Origin of the sequence: Parafrankia irregularis (genome assembly GCF_001536285.1) — a bacterium.
Taxonomy (GTDB): domain Bacteria; phylum Actinomycetota; class Actinomycetes; order Frankiales; family Frankiaceae; genus Parafrankia; species Parafrankia irregularis.
In genome coordinates this window covers 24,812-46,917 of record NZ_FAOZ01000035.1, presented here as the reverse complement: position 1 = coordinate 46,917, position 22,106 = coordinate 24,812, and the positions used below count along the sequence as shown (strand labels likewise).

Here is a 22,106-nt window from a genome sequence, read left to right as displayed (position 1 = left end):
CGCCGACTGTGCCGCATCACGCCACCGAGATGTGGCGCGGCTCACCCCCGGTGGCCCGACCTGGCTGCCCGGTCGGATCTCGCGAACCCACAGGGTGACCGCGCGGACCAGCGGGGTGACACAGCACCACCCGGTGGGGTCAGGAGGTCGCCGCGCGGTCCTCGGCCAGCTGGACGAGGGTGCGCACGATCGCCCCCGTGCCCCCCTTCGGCGTGTAGCCGTACGCCTCGCCGCCGTTCCAGGACGGCCCGGCGATGTCGACGTGCGCCCAGGGGATCTCCTCGGGCACGAAGGCGGCGAGGAAGTGCGCGGCCAGCAGCATCCCGGCGTCGCGGTTGCCGCCGGGCGCGACGTTCGTCAGGTCGGCGACCACCGAGTCGAGGCTCTTGCGCAGCTCCGCCGGCATCGGCATCGGCCACACCGTCTCGCCCGCACGCCCGGCGGCGGTGACGACGGCGTCCGGTGCGTCACCGCGGCCCATGACGCCGCTGGTGCGGGTGCCCAGTGCCACGATCTGCGCGCCGGTGAGCGTGGCGACGTCCACGATGAGTGCCGGGTGGTCCTCGCTGGCGCGGGCCAGCGCATCGCCGAGAACCAGCCGGCCCTCGGCGTCGGTGTTGAGCACCTCGACGCGCTTCCCGCCCCGCAGGGTGATCACGTCGGAGGGCCGGATGGCCTCACCGGAAGGCATGTTCTCCGCGCAGGGCATCCAGCCGGTCAGGTTGATCGCAAGCCCAAGCCTGGCCGCGGCGATCACCGACGCGAGCACGGACGCCGCGCCGGCCATGTCGCTCTTCATCCATTCCATGGCCACCGGCGGCTTCAGCGAGAGGCCGCCGGAGTCGAAGGTGATGCCCTTGCCGACCAGGGCCAGGTCGGTGGCCGCGACGGCGGCGCCGTCACCGCTGCCCCTGCTCTCGCTGTCGCTCTCGCCGGCGGTCTTCTCGCCGGCGCCCGCGTAGCGCAGACGGATGAGCCGCGGAGGGTTGACCGAACCCTGACCGACGCCGAGCAGGCCGCCGAAGGCCCCGTCGGCGAGAGCATGCTCGTCCAGCACCGTCACCTCGACACCGACGGCACCAGCCCGTTCGACCGCGATCTCGGCCAGCCGGGCGGGGGAGAGGTGGCTCGGCGGCGTGTTCACCAGGTCCCGGACGAGCGCGACGGACTCGCTGACGATCACCGCACGCGCCAGGGCGGCCTCGGCCGCGGCGACGGCCGCCGGCTCCTCGACCACCAGGACGATCTCCTGGACGGGGGCCGGCCTGGTCGACGCGGCACGCAGGCTGTCGAAGGCATAGGCACCCAGCAGCGATCCCTCGGCCGCCGCGCGCAGCGACGACGGGCTCGCCTCGCCGCCGGCGAGTGCCAGCGTGGTGGCGACCCGGGTCGTTCCGGCGAGTGCCCGGACAGCCGCGCCGGCCGCGCGCCGCAGGGCCTCGTGATCGGTTTCCGCGTCGCGCAGGAACGTGCTGTGATCGCCGAGGCCGACCGCGAGGACGGTCGGAGCCGTCAGCGTTCCCAGCGTCGCGAACCGCACGGTGTCGCCCGCGGCGCCGGTCGCCCCGAGATCGGCGAGGATCCGGGCGAGGCGGCCACCGAGCGCGGAGTCGAGCGGCCCGGTCCCGCCGAGAGGCACCGGGCCGTCCTCGCCTTTGGCTATTCCGACCACTATCGCGTCGACGTCGAGATCGGTGAGCGCGGTGGCGGCGACAGAGGTGACGGTCATGGCCTGAGCGTATTGGGCCCGCCTGGCAGTGCCCCTCGTGGCGGTGGCAGGTGTGTGGCGGCGGGTGCGACCCGCGGTGCGGGCTGTGACAGGCCGGTTGCCAGGCCGTGACGGGCCTGTTGCCGGGGCATGACGGACATCGGGTCGGGGGTGCGGCGGTCGGTCGAGGCAGCCGCCCTCGGCAACGGCGGGAGCCGCCGTCGGCAACGGCGGGAGCCGCCCTCGGCAACGGCGGGAGCCGCCGTCGGCAACGGCGGGAGCCGCCCTCGGCAACGGCGGGGGCCGCCGTCGGCAACGGCGGAGCCCACCGGACCGCTACGCTGCCGGCATGACAGAGGCTGCCGGAAGGACAGAGCTGCGCCGGTCCCCGCTGTACGAGCGGCACATCGAGCTGGGCGCGAAGACGGCCGGCTTCGGCGGGTGGGAGATGCCGATCGAGTACGCGGGCCGTGGGGTGCTGGCCGAGCACGCCGCCGTGCGTTCCGCGGTCGGTGTCTTCGACGTCAGCCATCTGGGCAAGGCCCGTGTGCGCGGCGCCGGCGCGGTGGACTTCGTCAACTCGTGCCTGACCAACGACCTGCGCCGGATCGGTCCCGGTCAGGCGCAGTACACGTTGTGCTGCGACGAGACCGGCGGTGTCGTCGACGACCTCATCGCCTACTTCTACGCCGATGACGACGTGTTCCTGGTCCCGAACGCCGCGAACACCGCCGAGGTCGTCCGGCGGCTGGCCGCGGCCGCGCCGTCAGGGGTGGCGGTGACGGATCTGCACACCGACTACGCCGTCCTCGCCGTGCAGGGCCCGGCGTCGGTCCAGGTCCTCGCCGCGCTGGGCCTGCCGGCCGACGGCGCCTACATGAGCTTCGCCGACGCCGACTGGAAGGGCCGGCCGGTCGTCGTCTGCCGCTCGGGCTACACCGGCGAGATCGGTTTCGAGCTGCTGCCCCGCTGGGAGGACGCGGTGCCGCTCTGGGACGAGGTGCTGGCGGCGGCGGCCGGCGTCGGTGGTCTTGCGTGTGGCCTCGGTGCCCGCGACACGCTGCGGACCGAGATGGGCTACCCGCTGCACGGCCAGGACCTGTCGCTGTCGATCTCGCCCGTGCAGGCCCGTTCCGGCTGGGCGGTCGGCTGGGACAAGCCGGCCTTCTGGGGCCGGGAGGCGCTGCTCGCCGAGCGTGCGGCCGGCGCGGCCCGCTCGCTGTGGGGCCTGCGCTCGAACGACCGCGGCATCCCGCGCCCGCACATGCGGGTGACCGGTGCCGGTGGCGCCGAGGTCGGCGAGGTCACCAGCGGCACGTTCTCGCCGACGCTGCGCCAGGGCATCGGCCTCGCCCTGCTCGACCGGTCGGTGACCGCGGGCGACACCGTGACGGTGGACGTCCGCGGCCGCGTCTCGTCGATGACGGTTGTCCGCCCCCCGTTCGTCTCCGCCTCCCCGCGCTAGCTTCGCGTCGGCGTTGCTGACGGGTAAACGTTGAGGATTCTGGCTGCTGGAACGACCGAAACCCTCAACGTTTGTCGATCGTCAGGTGGTCCTGCGGACACTTCGCGTCTTTTGTGGTGAATTGCTGGCGCGCTGCGGCGATGCGGCGCTGCGGCGATGCGGGGTCCTGGCGGGTGGCGGGTCGAGGGCCGGGGCCTGGGCGGTTTGCGGATCAGGCGAGGCCGAGGAACCGCAGGATCGACGTCGGGATCGTCATGGCCATCGTCAGCAGGCAGACCATGAGGGTGATCTCGATCGTCGCGCCGAGCGTGTCGCCGGTGATGCCACCGAAGCGGCGGACGAGGCGGTGGCGGACCAGCAACGCCGCGGCGAGCCCGACCACCACGGCCACCACCGCGCGGACGGCCCTGCCGTCGTCGCCACCGTGGAAGTCGAACCGCCCGGCCAGCGCGGCCACCAGCAGCACACCGGCGGTGGCCGCTGTCGCGTCGCGGCGGCGCACCGTGCCCGCGACCAGCGCGCCGAGGCCGTCCGGCCGGGCCGCCGGTGTCCGCTCGACGCAGGACCAGGTCGCGGCGAGCCGGCTGGTCATCGCCGCGACCAGGATCGACACGGTGCCCCGGTGCGCGCTGATCGCGACGCTCAGCGCCGAGACCTGGATGAGCACCACGAACAGCACGGTGATCGCGCCGAAGGCACCGATGGTCGACTCCCGCATGACGGCGAGCATCCGGTCACGGCCGCCGCGGACGCCGAACGAGTCGGCCACGTCCGCCAGCCCGTCCAGGTGCAGGCCGCGGGTGAGCAGCGCGATCAGCGCGAGGCCGACGACTGCGGGAAGCAGCGTCTGCGGGCGTTCGCCCGGTGGCTTCGTCATGACCCGCAGACCCAGCACCACCAGGGCGCAGACGAAGCCGAGCGCGAACCCGACCGCTGGAGCCGCCAGCATGGCGCGCCTGGCCGTGGTGCGGTCCAGGCGCTCGGGGCCGCGGATCGGCACCACGGTGAGCAGGGTGACGGCCGCACGCACCCCGATCACCGGGGCGGTCACGGGGCGTCGGTGCTGGTGCCGTCGGCGGCCGGACCGTCCCCCGAGCCCTCGCCGTCGCCCTCGCTTTCGCTGGGGGCAGGGTCGGACGGGTCGTTCTTCCCGCTGCTGACGCCGGCCTGGTCGAAGGTCGCCATCTCGGCGAGGGTGCGCTGCGCCGCCAGCAGCATCGGCACGGCGAGCAGGGCGCCGGTGCCCTCACCGAGGCGCAGTCCGGCGTCCACGAGCGGCTCGAGCCCGAGCCGGTTGAGGACGAACCGCTGCGCCGGCTCGGGGGAGCGGCTGCCGGCGATCCACCACTGCCGCGCGCCCGGGACGATGGTCTCGGCGGCCAGCGCCGCCGCGCAGACGATCACTCCGTCGAGGACGACCGGTGTGCGCCGGACCCCGGCCTGGACGAGGAGACCGGCGAGCGCGGCGAGATCCGCCCCACCAGCGACCCGCAGCACCGACAGCGCGTTGCCGGCGTGCCGGGCGCGCCGCATCGCGTCCCGGATCGCGGCAACCTTGATCATCCATCGCTGGTCGTCGATGCCGGTTCCGCGCCCGACCACCTCGGCCGGCTCCAGGTCGAGCAGGGTGCCGATCACCGCCGCCGCCGCGGTGGTGTTGCCGATACCCATCTCACCGGGGATGAGCAGATCCGCGCCGGCGTCGATCTCCTCGTCCGCGATCAGCCGGCCCACGGCGAACGCCGCGGAGACCTCGGCCGAGGTGAGCGCGTCATCCTGGTCGATCCGCCCGCTCGCGCGGCGGATCCGGTACCGCTCGGGTGGTGCTGTGCCGTCGACGCCGCCCGGGGCGGTCGGCTCCGGTGTGTCGACGGCGACGTCCACCACCCGGACCGACGCGCCGACCTGGCGCGCCAGCACGTTGACGGCCGCGCCGCCGGCGGCGAAGTTCGCCACCATCTGCGCCGTGACCTCCGACGGGAACGCCGACACCCCGGCGGCCGCGATGCCGTGATCACCGGCGATGACGATCACCCGGATGCGGCCGGGTGGCCGGGGTGGGCAGGTGCCCTGCACGCCCGCGAGCCAGATCGACAGGTCCTCGAGGCGGCCGAGCGCGCCCGGCGGCTTGGTGAGGATGCCGTGGCGCCTGCGCGCGGCCGCCATGGCCTCCTGGTCGAGTTCCGGTACGTCCGGAAAGGTGGTCGAGGTCGGCGGCTGCGGGGCGGATCCGGCCGGAGTGATGTCCACAGGTCCTTATTACCTGATGGGCCACCTTCATCCGACCCCCGGCCAGGTGCCGGGACCGGTCCGCGTACGCAGGTGGTCCCACTGTGTCGTCCGGCCCGCCGGGCGCAGGGTGTTCCGGTAATTTGCCGGATGTGTCTGCCGCCCCGCCGCCCGGTCAGCCGACCGTCTTGGCGGGGGGCCTCGGCCGGCTGACCGGCGAGGACCTGCGGCGGTACCTGGAGCGCGCGGTGGTCGGCGAGGATGCCGCGATCGGGCGGGACGTTCTGGCGGCCTACTGGTCCGCCACGGGTGAGCTGGACCGCGACGAGGTCGACGAGCTGTGCGGGGAGTTCGCCCCCGCACTGGCCCGGGCGCTCGGGCAGAACGCGCATCTACTCGCCCCGACCACGCCGGCCGGAGCGCTCGGCGCGATTGTGCTGAGCCGGCTGGACGGCGTCCGCGCACTGGAGCCGGCGCGGGCGGCGCTGGCCCGTGAGCTCGCCGGTCCGCGGCTGGTCAACCGGTGGCCGCTGCCCGACCAGCCACACCCGGCGCTGCGGCGGGTGCTGGCCGGCCACCGCGGGCAGGTGCACGCGCTGGCCGTCGCACCCGACGGCTCCTGGCTGGCCTCGGCAGGGATGGACGGGACGCTGCGGACCTGGACGGTCGGCACGGGCATCGCGCGGTCGATGTTCACCGGGCACACGGGCAACGTGCTGAGCTGTGCCATCGCCCCGGACGGCGGCTGGCTGGCCTCCGCGGGCCTGGACGGCACCGTGCGGATCTGGGACGTCCCGGACGAGGGATCCCGGGCATCCGGCGCGCACCGCGCGGCCGAGGTGGCGGAGGTGGACGGGATGGTCGGTGCGGGGTGCCCCGCCCGCCTCGTCCTGCGCGGCCACCGGGGCCCGGTGAACGGCGTCGCGGTGAGCCTCGACGGCCGCTCGGTGGTGGCGGTCGGCTCCGACGGCACGCTGCGGACCTGGGATGTCGCCACGGGCAGCCCGAAGCTGACCGTGCCGGTGGCGGTGGGACCGTTGCGTTGCTGCGCGGTCGGCCCGGACCCGACGACGGTCGTCGTCGCCGGTGACGACGGAGCCATCTGGCTGGTCGACCTGCGCACCGGCGCCGCCGGCAGCCGCCTGCCCGGTCACCTCGGGCCGGTGCTCGCGCTGGCCTACGGCCCGGACGGCTCCTGGCTGGTGTCGGCCGGGGAGGACGGCACGCTGCGCCGGTGGGACACGGTCACCGGCCGACAGGTCGCCACGATCGGCGACAACGGGCGTCCCGTGCACGCCTGTGCCCTGTCGCCGGACGGCTCCTTCGCCGTCGCGCCGGAAGGGGATGTGATCGCGGTGCGCGACCCCGGCGACGGTACCCAGCGAGCCGAGCTGACCGGGGCGGTCGGCACCCGGGCCTGCGTCGTCGCCCCGGACGGCTCCTGGATCGCCTCAGGCGGCCGTTACGGCACGATCCGGCTCTGGAGCACCAGGGGGGAGCTGCCCCGGGTGCCGACCGCGGAACGCAACGAGGGCACCCGGGGGTGCTCCGTCGTCGTGCGCTCCGCCGCGCCCGGCCTCGACGCATCCGCCGCGGGTGCCGCGGGCTATGTCGTGTCGTCCAGCGACGATGGAACCGTCACGGCGTGGGATCTCGCGACCGGCGAGCCGGGCGCGGCGCTGGCGGGTCTGCCTGGCCCGGCCCGGGGGTGCCGCAGCAGCCCCGACGGGGGCTGGGCCGTCGTGCCGGCCCAGCCGAACGCGCTGCGGCTCTGGGAGCCGGCCACCGGGACGGTGCGGGCGGTGCTCACCGCGGACGTGGCGATCCTCGGCTTCGCCGTGGCCGCGGACGGCACCTGGGTCGCGGGCGGCTGCGAGGACGACTCGGTGCGGCTCTGGGACGCCGAGTCCGGCGAGTGGATGGCGACCTTCACCGGCCACACCGCGCGGGTGCCGGCCTGCGTCGCCGGCCCGGACGGGACGTGGCTCGCCTCCGGCGCCGACGACGCGACCGTGCGGGTGTGGGATGTGGTGACCCTCGAGCAGCGGGCGGTGCTGCGCGGCCACCACGGGCCGGTGTTCGGGCTCGCGACCGATGCGGCCGGCCGGCTGCTGGCCTCCGCCGGGCAGGACCACACCGTGCGGATCTGGGACGTCGCGACCGGCCGGGCGCTGACCGTGCTCGAGGGCCACACGCAGGCCGTCCGGGAGGTGAGCTTCGCCCCGGACGGGTCGTGGCTGGCCAGCGCGGGTGGCGACGGGTCGGTGCGGATCTGGGACCCGCGGACGTGGACCTGCGGCGCGATGATGCGGTTCGAGGGCACGGCCCGCGGCTGCGCCTGGCTGCCCGACGGCACCGGCCTGGTGGTGGCCGGCTCGTCCGGGCTGTACCTGTACTCGTTCCTGCACGACTGACGCCGCTGAGGCCACGGAGGCCGCCGAGATCCCGCGGGCCGCGCCCGCGTGCTGTGCCGGCCTCCGACCGACCGACCGGCCTGCCTCCGGCCGGCCTGGTCAGCTGGCGGGTTCGGCGGGGCGCAGCCGGACGGGCAGGCCGGCCACGGACAGCCAGACCTCGTCCGCCTCGGCCGCGAGCCGGGCGTTGACCTCGCCGAGGCGGTCGACGAACCGGCGCCCCACCGCGGTAGGCGCCACCGGGCCCGAGCCGGCCTCGTCCGTCACCGCCACCACGCGACGTCGCGCCTCACGCCATGCCTCGACCAGGCCGTGCACGGACGCGCCGAAGTCCGGTTCGTCCTCATCCAGTCGCGCGGCCACCCACAGCGAGATGCTGTCGATGAGCAGCGCGGGGCCGGGCGCGCGCAGCAGCGGCTCGAGATCGAGGGTCTCCACGGTGCGCCAGCCCGGCGGTCGGCGGTCGCGGTGGGCCTGGATCCGGGCCGCCCAGTCGGGGTCGGATCCGTCCGCGGGCCGGCCGGTGGCGACGTAGAGGACGTCCGGCTCGGCGAGCAGCCGATGCTCGGCGTGCGCGGACTTGCCCGACCGGGTGCCACCGGTGACCAGGACCCGCCGCGGCGGTGCCGGTGGCGCCGCGCGGTCCGCTGGCCGGTCCGCCGCGCGGTCCGCTGGCTGGTCCGCCGGCGCCGAGGGTCGCGGCGGGTCCGTCCCCAGGGAGGCCTTCGACGGCGCCCTCGAGGGTGCGCGTGGTGGGACGTCCAGGATGGTGCCGTCGGGTGGGGCCTCGGCACCGAGGTCGTGCAGCCGCCGCGCCAGCTCGTCGCCGGGCGGGTTGCGGTGGCTCAGATGGACGGCGAGCACCCTGGTGGACTCGACGACGGCCCCGAGCTCGCGCAGCTCGGCGACGAGCCGGGCGAACGAGGGCAGGTCCAGGTGCTCGCCGAACCCGGGGCGGTCGCCGTTGTTCTCCTCCAGCAGCACGACGTCGAACGCACGGCCGGCGAGCGCGGTCAGTGTCTGTGGCGGCAGCGGCGCTGCGGTGTCGCAGCCGTACAGCAGCCGTGATCCGTCCGGGGTGGTGACGTCGAAGAGCACCGCCGGCCCGATGTCGGCGTCGCCGTGCCGGGCGGCCACCGGACGCACCAGGTAGCGCGGCTCGTCCCCCCGGCCGAGTTCGACGGGCTCGCCGGCGGTGGCGGTCAGCAGGCGAAGCGGCGAACCGTCAGCGCCGGGTTCCCGGCTCTCCCAGCGGCGGATGAAGGCCCGGCAGACCTCCAGCGCCGCGGGGGGAGCCAGCACGTCGAGCGGCTGGTCCGCGACGGTGGACCAGGAGCGCCACATCAGTGCCTCCGGGCCGAGGTGGTCCGGATGGGCATGCCCCACCAGGAGGTGGCGCAGGCCCGCGAGGCTCACCCCGAACCGCGCCGCGGCGCGGGGGACGTCCGGCCCGAAGTCGATCAGGAGACGATCGTCGACGAGGACGGCGCTCTGGCCACGTGGCTGATGCGTGCGGGCCCACGCGCAGGAGGCGCACTCGCACCACGGGTTCGGCCATCCGTCGGCCGAACCCGTTCCCAGCAGGGTGAGCCGCACCGCGCCCCTGGCCCTTCGTCGGTGATCGGCGGTGATCAGTGGTGGGCGTGCGGGTGGCGCTTGCGCTCCCAGAGCGTCATCAGGGTCAGGACCACGGCGAGCGCGGCGATCGCGCCGAAGGTGAGCAGGGCGGCGGCCCACCACACCATGCCCCCCTCGTGGTGCTCGGCTGTCTCGGCGAGTACCGCCGCGGCGGTGTAGGCGGGAGTCACTGCTGCCATCCTCTCTGACGATCTCTGACGAGCTGAACTGCTTCGGGCTCGAACCGTGTGGTCTCACTCGGTGGAGCCGGCACCGGGCCGGGGCCGCGCGCGTCGGGGCGCGGCCGGAACCGACGTTACCGACCCACGGGCCACTGATGCCGCTCTTGTCCGAAGGAGCATCGGTCGCCGCGGGCCGAAGGTGCACGGAGCGTCCGTGGCGTGCACGTGGCATGTGGCACTCATCCGCGGGTCGCGCGCGCTTGGATGGGGTAATGGGCATCTCCCGGGGTCTGTGGTGGCCCCGGCCGGGCGGTCGACGCCGCCGGACGTCGGGAAGGACGTGGACCGTGAGCTGGACTTGGCGGTACGAGGCAGAGGACGGCTCGGTCGTCGCGGTGGACGGTGCGAACGGATCGGAGTCGTTCACGAGCCAGGGCGACGCCGAGACGTGGATCGGCGAGCTGTGGCGCGACCTGCTGGACAAGGGGGTGACGCAGGTGAGCCTGATGGAGTCGGGTACCCGCGTCTACGGGCCGATGAGCCTGCGGCCGGTGACCTGAGCGGCCGTATCCCCGCCTCCCGCGGACCCGGGCTCGGCAGGTAGCAGAGCTCACGGGGAAAGTCACAACGATCGGGCCCGAAGGGGTTGACACCCAGGCGGCTAACGCTGTTAGCTTCAGACATCGGCTAACAGTGTTAGCTGACCGATGGGTGAAACACCCGGAAGTGAGGCGTCGATCATGAGCTCGAACGCGGACAGCGCGGCGAACGCGGGCGAGGCCCGGCACTACCGTCAGCCCGGCTGGTTCACCAGGAAAGTGGCCAACCGTGCGGTGGCGCTGGTCAACGGGCTCGGGCTGAGCGTGTGGGGAAGCCGGATGCTGGAGGTTCGCGGCCGTTCCTCGGGCCAGATCCGCCGGGTGCCGGTGAACCTCCTGACCCTGGACGGGCGTCAGTACCTCGTCTCGGCGCGGGGCCATGGCCAGTGGGTCCGCAACGTGCGTGCCGCCGACGGTGAGCTGGCGCTGGTACTGGGGCGCCGGCGATCGAGCTACCAGGCGGTCGAGCTGACCGGCCCGGAGCAGGTCCCGGTGCTGCGCGCCTATCTGGTGAAGTGGAAGGCGGAGGTCGGCGCGTTCTTCGAAGGCGTGGGTCCGGAATCCTCGGACGAGGAGCTCGCCCGCATCGCGCCGCGCCATCCGGTGTTCGCCCTCACGCCGCTGCGGTGAGCCGGGCGGCGGTCTGTGGACGGTAGGCCAGGGAGGGACTGCGGTGAGCACAGATGCCGCGGGCGTTGTCGTTGCGAGCACGGCGGCTGCGGGCACGGCGGCCGCGGGCGCGGCGGGCATGGCGCTTCCCGTGGCGCGGATCGCGCCACGGCCGGTGCCACCGGCCCGCTCCGCCCGGGTCACCGAGATCCTGCAGGCGGCACTGCGACTGCTGGAGGACGAAGGCGCGCAGTCGCTCACGATGCGCCGCCTCGGGGAGGTGCTCGGCATCCGGGCGCCGTCGCTGTACAAGCACCTGCCCGGCAAGCCCGCGGTCGAGGCCGCGTTGGTCGAGACCGCGCTCTGGGAGATCGGCGACGTGCTGCACCGGGTGGTGGACGCATCCGGGCCGGACGACGTCGTGGCCCGGCTGCTGGCCGAATACCGCCGGTACGCGCTGGAACGGCCGAACCTCTATCGGCTGGCGGCGGTCGACCCGCTCGGGCGGACCGACCTGACGCCGGGGCTCGAGGACTGGTCGGGCGAGCCGTTCTACCGGGCCACCGCAGAGCCCTACCTGGCTCAGGCGCTGTGGGCGGCGGCGCACGGCACGGTGTTGCTAGAACTCGCCGGGCGGTTCCTGCCCGGGTCGGATCTGGACCGGACCTGGGCGGCGCTGGCCAGGGCGTTCAGCGCCCGGTGAGGGTGCCCTCAGGCACCCGCACCGGACGGTACCCGGCACCCGCATCGGGCGGCGGGCATGGCGCGGCTCAGGCGCCCTCGGGCTCCGTGGTCGCGACCGAGGCGAGGGCCTTGTCGATCCGGGCGAGCAGGGCCGGTTCCAGGACCACCCCGCTGGCCCCGACGTTGTCCTTGACCTGCTCGGGCCGGGTGGCCCCGACGATGGCCGACGCCACGTTGTCGTTCTGCAGGACCCAGGCGACCGCGAGCTGCGCCATCGTCAGGCCGGCGTCCGCCGCGATCGGGCGCAGGTCCTGGACCGCGGTCAGGACCTCGTCCGTCATGAAACGGGCGATGAAGCCGGCTCCGGTGCCACCCGTCGCACGGCTGCCGGCCGGTGGCGGGCTGCCCGGCAGGTACTTGCCGGTCAGCACACCCTGGGCGATCGGCGACCAGACGATCTGCGAGATGCCCAGCTCCCGCGAGGTGGGGACGACCTCGGCCTCGATGGTCCGGTACAGCATCGAGTACTGCGGCTGGTTGGAGATGATCCGGTCCAGGCCCAGCTCACCGGCGATCCGCACCGCGTCGGCGATCTGCGCCGCCGTCCACTCCGAGACGCCGACGTAGAGCACCTTGCCGGCGCGTACCAGGTCGTCGAAGGCGCGCAGCGTCTCCTCCAACGGCACCGTCGGGTCGTAGCGGTGGGCCTGGTAGAGGTCGATGTGGTCGGTTCCCAGCCGGCGCAGCGAGTTGTGCGCCGACTCGATGATGTGCTTGCGGCCCAGCCCCTTGTCGTTCTCACCAGGCCCGGTCGGCCAGAAGACCTTGGTGAACAGCTCGTAGGACTCTCGCCGCACACCGGCGAGGGCCGCACCGAGGACGGATTCGGCGCGGGTCTGGGCGTAGACGTCCGCGGTGTCGAAGGTGGTGATCCCCGCGTCGAGGGCCGCGTGCACGCAGGCGGTCGCGGCGTCGGCCTCGATCTGGTCACCATGGGTGATCCAGTTGCCGTAGGAGATCTCGCTGACCGACAGTCCGCTGTTACCGAGGCGTCGATGCTTCACAGCCGAACCCTTTCACACGATCGCCCGCCGCCTCGCCGTCTCCTGGCGCGTTCTGCCCGCGAGCAGGAGGGAAGCAGGAGCAGAAGCTAGGGCCACGGGCAGCGGCCGGCGCAGCGGCGCAACGGGATGCGCGGACCAGCGGTCCGGCGGTCCGGCCCGCGGGTCAGCGGTCCGACCGGGAGACCCGGGGACGGGGCATCCGCCAGCGGCGCGGCAGCAGCGCCCGCTGCGCAGAGTAGGCCCGCACCTTCACCCGGGAGTCCGGGTACTTCTCCGCCACCCGCCGGCTCACCTGCCGCGCCAGCACGATCGAGTCCACGACGACGGCGATGATCCCGACCAGCATCAGGTAGGTCGCGGTCAGCCGCACGTAGGAGTTCGGCACCAGGCCGCCGATGAAGTAGACGAGGGCGACGGCCAGGAAGATCGGCCCGATGTTGAACCGGGTGTCGACGAAGTCGCGCGCGATCACCCGCTCGGGTGCCCGCTCACGCGGCGGGAGCTTGTTGACGTCGCCGGACATCATCGCCGTGCGGTACTGCTGGCTCTGCTCGCGTCGCTCGGCGCGCTGCAGCCGCCGGCCCTCCTTGCCGGTCGCGGCGCGCACCGCCCCGGCGCCGCCGGCACCGCCGCGCGGCCTGGCGGCCCGTGCCTGCGCCCGCTTGGGGGTCGGCCGCCCCTTCCCGGCGGTGACCCGGGCGTTCTCGGCGGAGTCACCACCGGCCCGGGCGGACGCCGGCACCGGCTCGTCGCCGACCGCCGGGTCCGCCTCGGACTCGGTGTTCCGCTTCTTCAGCAGGGCCATCAGGGGAGCGCCAACATCTGGTCAAGGGCCTTTCGGGCGTAGGTCGCGACCTCGGGGTCGACGGTGATGCGGTTCACGGTCTCCCCACGAGCGAGTGCCTCGAGCGTCCACACGAGGTGCGGCATGTCGATGCGGTTCATCGTGGAGCAGAAGCACACCGTACGGTCGAGAAAGACGATCTTCTTGTCAGGATGACGGTTCGCCAGCCGTTGTACCAGGTTCAGCTCGGTTCCCACCGCGAACATGGCCCCGGGCGGGGCCTCGTCCACCACCTTGATGATGTATTCGGTGGAACCGACCAGGTCGGCGGCCTCGACGACGTCACGCCGGCACTCGGGGTGCACCAGGACCTGTACCCCCGGAACGCGGTTGCGTACCTCGTCCACACACTCCCGGGTGAAACGGCCGTGCACCGAGCAGTGGCCGCGCCAGAGGATCATCCGCGCGTCCTGCAGCTGGGCGCGGGTCAGCCCGCCGCCGGGCCGCCGTGGGTCGTAGACCACACAGTCGGCCTCCGACATGCCCAGCTTGTCGATGGCGGTGTTGCGCCCCAGGTGCTGGTCGGGCAGGAAGATCACCCGCTTTCCGCGCCGCTCGCCGAACGCCCAGCCCAGCGCCCGCTCGGCGTTGGACGAGGTGCAGATCGTCCCGTCGTGGCGCCCGGTGAAGGCCTTGATCGCGGCGGAGGAGTTCATGTAGCTGACCGGGACGGTGTCCGCGGCGACGCCCGCGTCGAGCAGGTCGTCCCAGGCCTGTGCCACCTGCTCGGCGGTGGCCATGTCGGCCATCGAGCAGCCGGCGGCGAGGTCGGGAAGGATCACCCGCTGGTGGTCCGCGGTCAGGATGTCCGCGCTCTCCGCCATGAAGTGCACACCGCAGAACACGATCGAGCTGGCCGCCGGCCGCGCCGCCGCCTGCTGGGCGAGCTTGAACGAGTCCCCGGTGACGTCGGCGAACGCGATGACGTCGTCGCGCTGGTAGTGGTGCCCCAGGACGAACACGTCGTCGCCGAGGGCCGCCTTGGCCGCCCGGGCTCGCTCGGCCAGCCCGGGGTCGGCCGCCGGCGGGAGATCACCGGGGCACTCGACACCCCGCTCGCTGCCGGGGTCGGCGTCCCGCCCGAGCAGCAGCAGTGCGAGCGGTGAGGCGGTGACGCCCAGGCGTTCCAGGGCTGGGTTGACAGTCATGTCCGCTCCTTCGGGCTGGCCCGGTGGGCCGCCGCCGCTCGCTGCTCGTGGCTGGTTCGTCGTGGCCGGTTCTTCGTCGTGGCCGGTTCGTCGTGGTGGGCCGGTGGCGGGGGTCGATCGGGTTGGGCCAGGTCGGTCGGGTCGGCCGGATCGGTCGGGTCGAGGGCGGGTCCGGCCTGGCGGCCATCGCCGGACCGTGCCGCGCGGCTGTTCGCGGGCGGCGAAACCCGTGCCGACCGCGAGACCGGCCCGGGAACCACGCCGGCCCGGGAACCGGCCCAGCCACAGGGGCCGAGCTGGTCACGGAAAACGTGCCGAACGCCGAAAACGTGCCGGTCACAACAGTGTGCCGAACAGCTCCGGGTGCTAATGGTCGTTCAGACTCTAACTCCGGATCGCCTGGTCTGCGCGAACTTGGGGCGGTCGGCCCCGAGATCAAGGACGCATGTCACTTGCGCGTCGTGGCCGACGTCCAGGTCGCTGGCTACGATGGGAAGCGGATCCTTGCTCGCGGTGTTGAGCAAGAACGGCGGCACGGCAGGTGTGTCGCCCGTGGGGAGGCGTCGCCCGGCGCCACTTCCCGCGTACGGCCGCCTTGGGTACCAGGAAGCCTGGTGAACCAGGCACGTCCACAAGGGCAGGGAGCAGCCCCTATGACCGTGCAGGACACAACCGAGACCGAGACCAGGCCGAGCAGCGTCGTTCTCACCGACACGGCCGCCGGCAAGGTGAGGACCCTGCTCGAGCAGGAGGGGAGGGACGACCTCCAGCTCCGGATCGCCGTGCAGCCCGGCGGCTGCTCGGGCATGCGGTACCAGCTCTTCTTCGACGAGCGCCAGCTCGACGGTGACACCGTCCTCGACTTCTCCGGAGTCAAGGTCGCGGTGGACCGGATGAGCTTCCCGTACCTCGGTGGCGCGACGATCGACTTCGTCGACACCATCGAGAAGCAGGGCTTCACGATCGACAACCCGAACGCGCAGGGCTCCTGCGCGTGTGGAGACTCCTTCCACTGATCGGCCGATGATCGGCTGATCGGATGATCGGCACCGGAGTGGTCTGGCCGTCCCGGCGGTACCCGCGCCGTGCCGGCTCCGGTCGGAGTCAGTAGCTCAGCACAGCCAGAAACGGAACCCGGCGTGACGCCGTCTGTCACGCCGGGTTCCGTCATTTCTCCGGGTACACACGCACGAAAGCGGGCATGTTCGGCACACGTCCGAACGGTGCGGTGATGTCCCCGCTGGCCGGGTGGGCGCTGGCGGTAGGCTGCGTCCTCGTGCGTATCGCCGTGACTGGGTCCATCGCCACTGACCACCTCATGCGTTTCCCGGGGCGGTTCGCCGAGCAGCTGCTCGCGGACCAGCTCGAGCGCGTCTCGTTGTCCTTCCTCGTGGACGAGCTGGTGATCCGCCGCGGTGGGGTCGCGGCGAACATCGGCTTCGGCCTGGGGCGTCTGGGGCTTCATCCGATCCTGGTCGGCGCGGTCGGTGAGGACTTCGCCGACTACCGCTCCTGGCTCGACCGGCACGGCGTCGACACCGCCTCGGTCTGGGTGAGCGAGATCGCGCACACCGCCCGGTTCGTGTGCACCACGGACAACGACCTCTGCCAGATCGCGTCGTTCTACCCCGGCGCGATGAGCGAGGCGGCGAGCATCGAGCTGCGTCCCGTCGCCGAGCGCTTCGGTGGGCTCGACCTCGTGGTGATCAGCCCCAACGACCCGCAGGCGATGATTCGCCACACCGAGGAGTGCCGGGAGCGTGGCTACGCCTTCGCGGCGGACCCGTCCCAGCAGCTGGCGACAATGGACGGTGAGAGCATCCGTTCGCTCATCGACGGTGCCGCCTACCTGTTCTGCAACGAGTACGAGAAGGCGCTGCTGGCCTCCAAGACCGGCCTGACCGACGAGGAAATCCTCGGCCGCGTCCAGGTGCGGGTCACGACACTGGGTAAGGACGGAGTCGTCATCGAGTCCGCCGGCACCGAAGCGATCAAGGTTTCGGTTGTTCCGGCGCTCAGCACCGCCGATCCGACCGGGGTGGGCGACGCGTTCCGGGCCGGTTTCCTTTCCGGTGTCTCCTGGGGCCTGTCGCTGGAGCGGGCCGCTCAGACCGGGTGCATGCTCGCGACACTGGTGCTGGAGACCGTCGGCACCCAGGAGTACACGGTGGAGCGCGAGACGTTCGTGAACCGGCTCACCGAGGCGTACGGGGCAGCGGCCGCCGACGAGATCGCCGGGCACCTGCCCGCGCTCTGAGCACAGCCGCGCTCGGCTCCGCCGGCGGGCGAGTGTCTGCCGGCGGAGGTGCCTGCCGTCTTGGCGCCTGCGGTGCCTACCGGCAGGCACCCGGTGCGCTCAGCTCAGCCTGCGGATGAGGAAGACGGCCGCGGTGGGGGCGGCGACCAGCTCGTGGCCGCGCATCCGGCACCAGGCGGCGACGTCCGCCGCGGCCGCCGGGTCGTCGGCCCGCAGCTCGACGAGCTGGCCCACCTCGACGTCGCGGATGCGCCGGGCCAGGTCGATGATCGGCAGCGGGCACCGCCGCCCCAGGGCGTCGACGACGACCGCGGGCCGCTCGGACGCGGGCCGCTCGGACGCGGGCGGCTCGGGCGGCTCGGGTACGGCGTTCATCAAAGTCCCGCGGCGCCGGCGCGCTCACGCACGGCCCGCACCGCGGCCGGCAACGCGGCCAACAGCGCGTCGACGTCCGCCTCGGTGGACTCCCGGCCGAAGGAGACCCGCAGGTTGCCGTGGGTCAGCGCGCCCATCGCGACCAGCACGTGGCTTGGCGTCAGGGTGTCGGCGGTGCAGCTCGATCCGGAGCTGACCGCGATGCCGGCCTGGTCGAGCTCGGCGAGCAGCGCCTCGCCCGCGACGTACAGACACGAGAAGGCCACCACGTGCGGCAGGGCGACCGTGGGATCGGTGCCGCCCGGCCCGAGCAGCTCGACATCCTCCACCAGCTCCGGCAGGCGCTCGCGCAACCGGTTCGCGTAGGACGCCAGCCGTGGTGCCTCGGCGTCGATCTCTGTGGCGCGCACGGCCAGCGCGGCCGCCGTCGCCACCACGGCGGGAACGTTGGGGAAACCGGGGACCCGCCCGTACTCGCGCTCGTCGGCCGGCCCCGGCGCGGCCCACCTGGTTCCCGTGCGGACCACGAGGAGGCCCACCCCGGGCGGCCCACCGAACTTGTGCGCGCTCGCGGTCAGCAGGTCCGCACCCAGCTCGGGCAGATCGACCCGGATCCGCCCCAGCGTCATCGCGGCGTCGGTGAGCAGCGGCACGCCCCGCGCCCGTAGCGCCTGCGCCACCTCGGCGACCGGCTGGACCGTGCCGACCTCGTGGTTGGCGTGCTGCAGTGCCGCCACCGCCGTGTCCGGGCGGGCGTCGAGCGCGGCGGTGAAGGCGGCCGGATCGACGCGGCCGAGCCGGTCCACCCCGATCGTCACGACCTCGCCGCCGGCACCTTCGTGGCGCTGGGCGGCGTGCAGGACGCTGGAGTGTTCCACGGCACTGACCACGACCACCCCGCCGGCCCGGCGGCGAGCCGCCGCGGTACCGAGAAGTGCCAGGTGGGCCGCGGCGGTGCCACTGGCCGTGAAGCTGATTTCGGGGGCGCGGGCACCCAGCACGCCGGCCACGGTCTCGCGGGCGGCATCGAGCAACATCCGCGCGCGACGCCCCTCGCGATGGAGCCGGGCCGGGTCGGCCCAGCCGTCGTCCATCGCGGCGAGCAGCGCTTCCCGGGCGACCGGATGCAGCGGCGTGGTCGACGCGTGGTCGAGGTATGCCGGCACGAGAGTGACGCTACGCCCGTTGCGGGGCATCCGGGTGCCCCCAGCACAGCGGTGTCGCCGCATTCGTGCAGGGAACGGGAAAGGCTTTGCGGGGTGTCGTGAAGAAAGCAGATGGCGGAAAGCACCGCCGGGGGTCCGGTCGGGCCCCGCCGGCGGTCCGGATCAAGGGCACTCCGGCCTGTCCACGTTGCCCCGCGGGTCGCGTCTCACAGCTCCGGACGGGGCCTGCGGCGAGAAGCTCGACCGCTGCTGGGATACGCTGCTGCCGCACCATCTACAGCGTGTCGAAGACAGTCGGAAGACGAAGCAGCGAGGCCGGTTGGACCGGCCGGCCCGCGAAGCGTTTCTATGCGGTCGCGAGGCGGTGGCGGAGCTTGCGATCCGTCCATCGCCGACGCGGCCGCTAGTCGTGGGAGGCAGGACCTGGTGAGGAGATCCTTCGGTCGGACCCGGCCGTCGCTCGCGGATGTCGAGGACACGCCGATGGCCCCGGCTGACACCGTTGACGCGGACGAGCCGGCGAGCCGTCGGGTTGGACACCGACGGCCGGCCCGGCGTCGCGCGGGAGCGCGCATGGGCGCCACGCTGGCGGCCGTAGGCCTGCTGGCGACCGCCTGCGACGTTCCCAACTTTGGATTCCCAGATGGTGTGACCAACCACACCCCGCGGATCCTGAACATGTGGCAGGGCTCGGTGATCGCAGCCCTGGCCGTCGGTGTGTTCGTATGGGCTCTGATCTTCTACGCGGTCATCGTGTTCCGGAAGCGCAGTGATGTACTGCCGCGCCAGGTCCGGTACAACCTGCCCGTCGAGATCCTGTACACCGTCGTGCCAGTTGTGATCGTGGCGGGCCTCTTCTACTACACCGCCCGTGACGAGACCGAGATCACCAAGCTCTCGGACGACCCCGACGTCACGGTGAACGTGATCGGTTTCCGGTGGAACTGGCAGTTCCAGTACCTCGACACCGGCAAGACGCCGGGCACGAACCAGGTCGAGGTCACCGGCCGGCCCGGTGAGGCCCCGGTGCTGGTGCTGCCCGAGGGCCGGTCCGTCCGGTTCGTGCTCACGTCGCCGGACGTGATCCACTCGTTCTGGGTGCCCGAGTTCCTGTTCAAGCGGGACGTCGTCCCCGGGCGCGTCAACCAGTTCGAGCTCACCGCGACGAAGACCGGAACCTTTGTCGGTCGATGCGCCGAGCTGTGCGGTACCGACCATGACCGGATGACGTTCTACGTCAAGGTCGTGCCCGGTGCCGAGTACGACCGCTTCATCGAGGAACGGGAGACCGCCGCGATCAGCGCGGCACCGTCCTCCGGCGCCACCACCGGGAGTGTCCAGTGACCCTTCTGCACGAGTCGCCCGCCGGGCCGGCCGGGCACGCTCACGACTCGGCGGACCCGAACTACAAGCCGCCGATCTCGAACCTGCTCGGCTACCTGCGGACGACGTCCCACAAAGACATCGCGATCATGTACTTCCTGACGTCGTTCGCGTTCTTCGTCATCGCCGGCATTCTCGCGATCTTCATCCGGGCGGAGCTTGCCCGCCCGGGCCTGCAGTACTTCTCGAACGAGCAGTACAACCAGTACTTCACCATGCACGGCACGCTCATGCTGCTGATGTTCGCGACGCCGCTGGCGTTCGCGTTCGCCAACTACCTGGTGCCGCTGCAGATCGGCTCGCCGGACGTCGCGTTCCCGCGGCTGAACGCGCTGTCGTACTGGCTTTTCCTGTTCGGCAGCCTCACCGTCTTCGCCGGGTTCGCGACCCCTGGGGGCGCGGCGTCGTTCGGCTGGTTCGCGTACGCGCCGCTGAGCAACGCGCAGTACTCGCCCGGCGTCGGCTCCGACCTGTGGGTCCTCGGCCTGACGGTGCAGGGTCTCGGCACCATCCTCGGTGCCGTCAACTTCATCACCACCATCCTGTGCCTGCGCGCCCCGGGCATGACGATGTTCCGGATGCCGATCTTCTGCTGGAACCTGCTGGTCACCTCGATCCTGGTGCTGGTGGCGTTCCCGGTGCTGGCGGCCGCGCTGCTGGCACTCGCCGCGGATCGAAGGTTCGGGGCCCACATCTTCGACGCCGAGAACGGCGGCGCGATGCTGTGGCAGCACCTGTTCTGGTTCTTCGGGCATCCCGAGGTCTACATCATCGCGCTGCCGTTCTTCGGGATCATCAGTGAGATCATCCCGGTGTTCTCCCGCAAGCCGCTGTTCGGCTACAAGGGCCTGGTGTTCGCCACCATCGGCATCGGTGCCCTGTCCGTCGCGGTCTGGGCGCACCACATGTTCGTCACCGGCGCCGTGCTGCTGCCCTTCTTCGCCTTCCTGTCGTTCCTGATCGCGGTGCCGACCGGCATCAAGTTCTTCAACTGGATCGGCACGATGTGGCGTGGGCAGCTCAGCTTCGAGGCTCCGATGCTCTTCGCGGTCGGCTTCCTCGTGACGTTCCTGTTCGGTGGTCTCACCGGTGTGCTGCTGGCCAGCCCGCCGATCGACTTCCACGTGAGCGACAGCTACTTCGTGGTCGGGCACTTCCACTATGTCGTGGCCGGCCTCATGTTCGCCGCCTTCGCCGGCGTCTACTTCTGGTTCCCGAAGGTCACCGGCCGGATGATGAACGAGAAGCTGGCGAAGCTGCACTTCTGGTCGCTGTTCCTGGGCTTCAACGCGACCTTCCTGGTGTTCCACTGGCTGGGCACCGAGGGCATGCCGCGGCGGTTCGCCGACTACAGCCCGAATGACGGCTTCACCACGCTGAACACCGTCGCGACGGCCGGCTCGTTCCTGATGGGCCTTTCCACGTTGCCGCTGCTCTACAACCTGTGGTACTCCTACCGCAAGGGTCCGATCGCCGCGGCTGACGACCCGTGGGGGCACGCGAACTCGCTGGAGTGGGCCACCTCGTGCCCGCCGCCTCGGCACAACTTCCGGTCGCTGCCGCGAATCCGCTCCGAGCGCCCGGCCTTCGACGCGCACCACCCAGGTGTCGTCGGGCACGCCACACCGGAACTCGGGCAGGGAGCCGCGCGATGAAGGTAGAAGGCTTCATCTTCAACTTCTTCGGCATCTTCGCCGGGGCGGCCGCGCTGGTCTACTGGTTCTGGGCGAAGGACCCGACCGGGACCGCCGCGCTCACCCTGTGCGCGGGTATGGGCCTGCTGATCGGCGGCTACCTGGTCTTCACCGGCCGCCGGATCGGCATGCGCCCGCAGGACCTGCCGGATGCGGAGATCGTTGACGGGGCGGGCGAGCTCGGGCACTTCACCCCGGGCAGCTACTACCCGTTCTTCCTCGCCGCGAGTGCGTCCGTGGCCGCGATGGGCCTGGCGTTCGGCATCTGGATGACCATCCTGGGCGCGGTGATGACCTTCGTCAGCGCCGTCTGCCTGGTCATGGAGAACTTCTGGCGCCCGCCGCTGCCTGAGGACTGATCCTTCTCCATCGTCGACCGCGCAGGGGCCGCGGTCCCGGGGTGACCATCCCGGGACCGCGGCCCCTGTCGTTTACCGCGGAAGATCCGAAACCGCGCCCACCCCGCCCAGGAGCAGAGGATCTTGGCTGTGAGGATCTTGGTTGTTCTGGAGCCCGCCGCAGAATCCCGAGCTTCGGGCTTCCCCTGCCGCTGCCCCCGCTGTCACTGAGCAAGAAGGGAGGATTCCGGCTGCTGCAGCAACCGAAATCCTCCCTTCTTGCTGATCGACAAGCGTTGCGGGCCGCAAAAGCGTTGCGAGCCGTCAAGT

The 22,106-nt window shown here is 72.4% G+C and carries 20 protein-coding genes; 10 read left to right on the top strand and 10 right to left on the bottom strand.

Annotation, left to right across the window (positions count from 1 at the left end):
• Positions 1-139: 139 nt before the first annotated feature.
• A complete protein-coding gene (locus tag AWX74_RS32850; protein ID WP_091284651.1) occupies positions 140-1,729 on the bottom strand; it encodes a leucyl aminopeptidase in 1,590 nt (529 codons plus the stop codon).
• A gap of 328 nt (positions 1,730-2,057) precedes the next feature.
• On the opposite strand from AWX74_RS32850, the gene gcvT reads away from it, so the two are divergent.
• Positions 2,058-3,173 (top strand): glycine cleavage system aminomethyltransferase GcvT, encoded by a 1,116-nt coding sequence (gene gcvT / locus AWX74_RS32845; protein WP_091284649.1) that lies wholly within the window; start codon positions 2,058-2,060, stop codon positions 3,171-3,173.
• A 211-nt stretch (positions 3,174-3,384) separates the two neighbouring features.
• Here gcvT and cobS read toward each other — a convergent pair whose 3' ends face one another.
• Together cobS and cobT are read right to left on the bottom strand one after the other, a co-directional pair.
• Positions 3,385-4,224: an adenosylcobinamide-GDP ribazoletransferase gene (gene cobS, locus AWX74_RS32840; RefSeq protein WP_083473244.1), complete on the bottom strand. Its 840-nt coding sequence runs from the start codon at positions 4,222-4,224 to the stop codon at positions 3,385-3,387.
• Positions 4,221-5,423: a nicotinate-nucleotide--dimethylbenzimidazole phosphoribosyltransferase gene (gene cobT, locus AWX74_RS32835; protein ID WP_091284647.1), complete on the bottom strand. Its 1,203-nt coding sequence runs from the start codon at positions 5,421-5,423 to the stop codon at positions 4,221-4,223. Before cobT ends, cobS begins: the two co-directional genes overlap by 4 nt.
• A 167-nt stretch (positions 5,424-5,590) precedes the next feature.
• Here cobT and AWX74_RS32830 point away from each other — a divergent pair, with 167 nt between their 5' ends.
• Complete coding sequence (locus AWX74_RS32830; RefSeq protein WP_226931357.1) at positions 5,591-7,816, top strand: WD40 repeat domain-containing protein; 2,226 nt, start codon at positions 5,591-5,593, stop codon at positions 7,814-7,816.
• 99 nt (positions 7,817-7,915) lie between these two features.
• On the opposite strand, the gene AWX74_RS32825 is transcribed toward AWX74_RS32830, so the two are convergent.
• Both AWX74_RS32825 and AWX74_RS39655 read right to left on the bottom strand, forming a co-directional pair.
• The gene (locus AWX74_RS32825; protein ID WP_091284642.1) at positions 7,916-9,412 is read right to left on the bottom strand and encodes a bifunctional adenosylcobinamide kinase/adenosylcobinamide-phosphate guanylyltransferase; all 1,497 of its coding nucleotides are present in this window, start codon (positions 9,410-9,412) and stop codon (positions 7,916-7,918) included.
• Between the two features lie 35 nt (positions 9,413-9,447).
• Positions 9,448-9,633, bottom strand: a complete 186-nt coding sequence (locus tag AWX74_RS39655) for a hypothetical protein (protein ID WP_131799601.1) — start codon at positions 9,631-9,633, stop codon at positions 9,448-9,450.
• Positions 9,634-9,962: 329 nt separating this feature from the next.
• Here AWX74_RS39655 and AWX74_RS32820 point away from each other — a divergent pair, with 329 nt between their 5' ends.
• The 3 genes from AWX74_RS32820 (at position 9,963) to AWX74_RS32810 (ending at position 11,526) form a co-directional block, all read left to right on the top strand.
• Positions 9,963-10,175 (top strand): hypothetical protein, encoded by a 213-nt coding sequence (locus AWX74_RS32820; RefSeq protein ID WP_006544309.1) that lies wholly within the window; start codon positions 9,963-9,965, stop codon positions 10,173-10,175.
• A gap of 180 nt (positions 10,176-10,355) precedes the next feature.
• On the top strand, positions 10,356-10,844 hold the full coding sequence (locus AWX74_RS32815) for a nitroreductase/quinone reductase family protein (protein WP_091284640.1): 489 nt from the start codon (positions 10,356-10,358) through the stop codon (positions 10,842-10,844).
• 118 nt (positions 10,845-10,962) lie between these two features.
• A complete protein-coding gene (locus AWX74_RS32810) occupies positions 10,963-11,526 on the top strand; it encodes a TetR/AcrR family transcriptional regulator (RefSeq protein WP_091284711.1) in 564 nt (187 codons plus the stop codon).
• A 67-nt stretch (positions 11,527-11,593) separates the two neighbouring features.
• Here the strand turns inward: AWX74_RS32810 and AWX74_RS32805 are convergent, their stop codons facing one another.
• From AWX74_RS32805 to nadA, 3 genes are all read right to left on the bottom strand, one after another.
• Positions 11,594-12,571 (bottom strand): aldo/keto reductase family protein, encoded by a 978-nt coding sequence (locus AWX74_RS32805; protein ID WP_091284638.1) that lies wholly within the window; start codon positions 12,569-12,571, stop codon positions 11,594-11,596.
• A gap of 163 nt (positions 12,572-12,734) precedes the next feature.
• Positions 12,735-13,376 carry a DUF3043 domain-containing protein gene (locus tag AWX74_RS32800; protein ID WP_091284637.1) on the bottom strand — a complete coding sequence of 214 codons (642 nt, stop codon included), beginning with the start codon at positions 13,374-13,376 and terminating at the stop codon, positions 12,735-12,737.
• The gene (nadA, locus tag AWX74_RS32795) at positions 13,376-14,563 is read right to left on the bottom strand and encodes a quinolinate synthase NadA (protein WP_091284635.1); all 1,188 of its coding nucleotides are present in this window, start codon (positions 14,561-14,563) and stop codon (positions 13,376-13,378) included. Before nadA ends, AWX74_RS32800 begins: the two co-directional genes overlap by 1 nt.
• A gap of 653 nt (positions 14,564-15,216) precedes the next feature.
• Here nadA and erpA point away from each other — a divergent pair.
• Together erpA and AWX74_RS32780 are read left to right on the top strand one after the other, a co-directional pair.
• Entirely contained in the window at positions 15,217-15,579 is a 363-nt protein-coding gene (gene erpA, locus AWX74_RS32785; protein WP_054566692.1) for an iron-sulfur cluster insertion protein ErpA, read from the top strand.
• Between the two features lie 260 nt (positions 15,580-15,839).
• Positions 15,840-16,820 carry a carbohydrate kinase family protein gene (locus tag AWX74_RS32780; RefSeq protein ID WP_091284709.1) on the top strand — a complete coding sequence of 327 codons (981 nt, stop codon included), beginning with the start codon at positions 15,840-15,842 and terminating at the stop codon, positions 16,818-16,820.
• A gap of 99 nt (positions 16,821-16,919) precedes the next feature.
• On the opposite strand, the gene AWX74_RS32775 is transcribed toward AWX74_RS32780, so the two are convergent.
• Together AWX74_RS32775 and AWX74_RS32770 are read right to left on the bottom strand one after the other, a co-directional pair.
• Positions 16,920-17,195, bottom strand: coding sequence for a sulfurtransferase TusA family protein (locus AWX74_RS32775; RefSeq protein ID WP_091284631.1), 276 nt, complete (start codon positions 17,193-17,195; stop codon positions 16,920-16,922).
• A complete protein-coding gene (locus AWX74_RS32770; RefSeq protein ID WP_091284629.1) occupies positions 17,195-18,361 on the bottom strand; it encodes a cysteine desulfurase family protein in 1,167 nt (388 codons plus the stop codon). Before AWX74_RS32770 ends, AWX74_RS32775 begins: the two co-directional genes overlap by 1 nt.
• Before the next feature lie 483 nt (positions 18,362-18,844).
• Between AWX74_RS32770 and ctaC the strand changes: the two genes are divergently transcribed.
• Genes ctaC through AWX74_RS32755 form a run of 3 tightly spaced genes read left to right on the top strand, consistent with a single transcriptional unit; the run spans position 18,845 to position 21,797 of the window.
• Complete coding sequence (gene ctaC / locus AWX74_RS32765; RefSeq protein WP_091284707.1) at positions 18,845-19,705, top strand: aa3-type cytochrome oxidase subunit II; 861 nt, start codon at positions 18,845-18,847, stop codon at positions 19,703-19,705.
• Entirely contained in the window at positions 19,702-21,399 is a 1,698-nt protein-coding gene (gene ctaD / locus AWX74_RS32760; RefSeq protein WP_054566696.1) for an aa3-type cytochrome oxidase subunit I, read from the top strand. Before ctaC ends, ctaD begins: the two co-directional genes overlap by 4 nt.
• Entirely contained in the window at positions 21,396-21,797 is a 402-nt protein-coding gene (locus AWX74_RS32755; RefSeq protein ID WP_054566697.1) for a cytochrome c oxidase subunit 4, read from the top strand. The genes ctaD and AWX74_RS32755 overlap by 4 nt, the downstream gene beginning before the upstream one ends.
• Positions 21,798-22,106 lie beyond the last annotated feature (309 nt).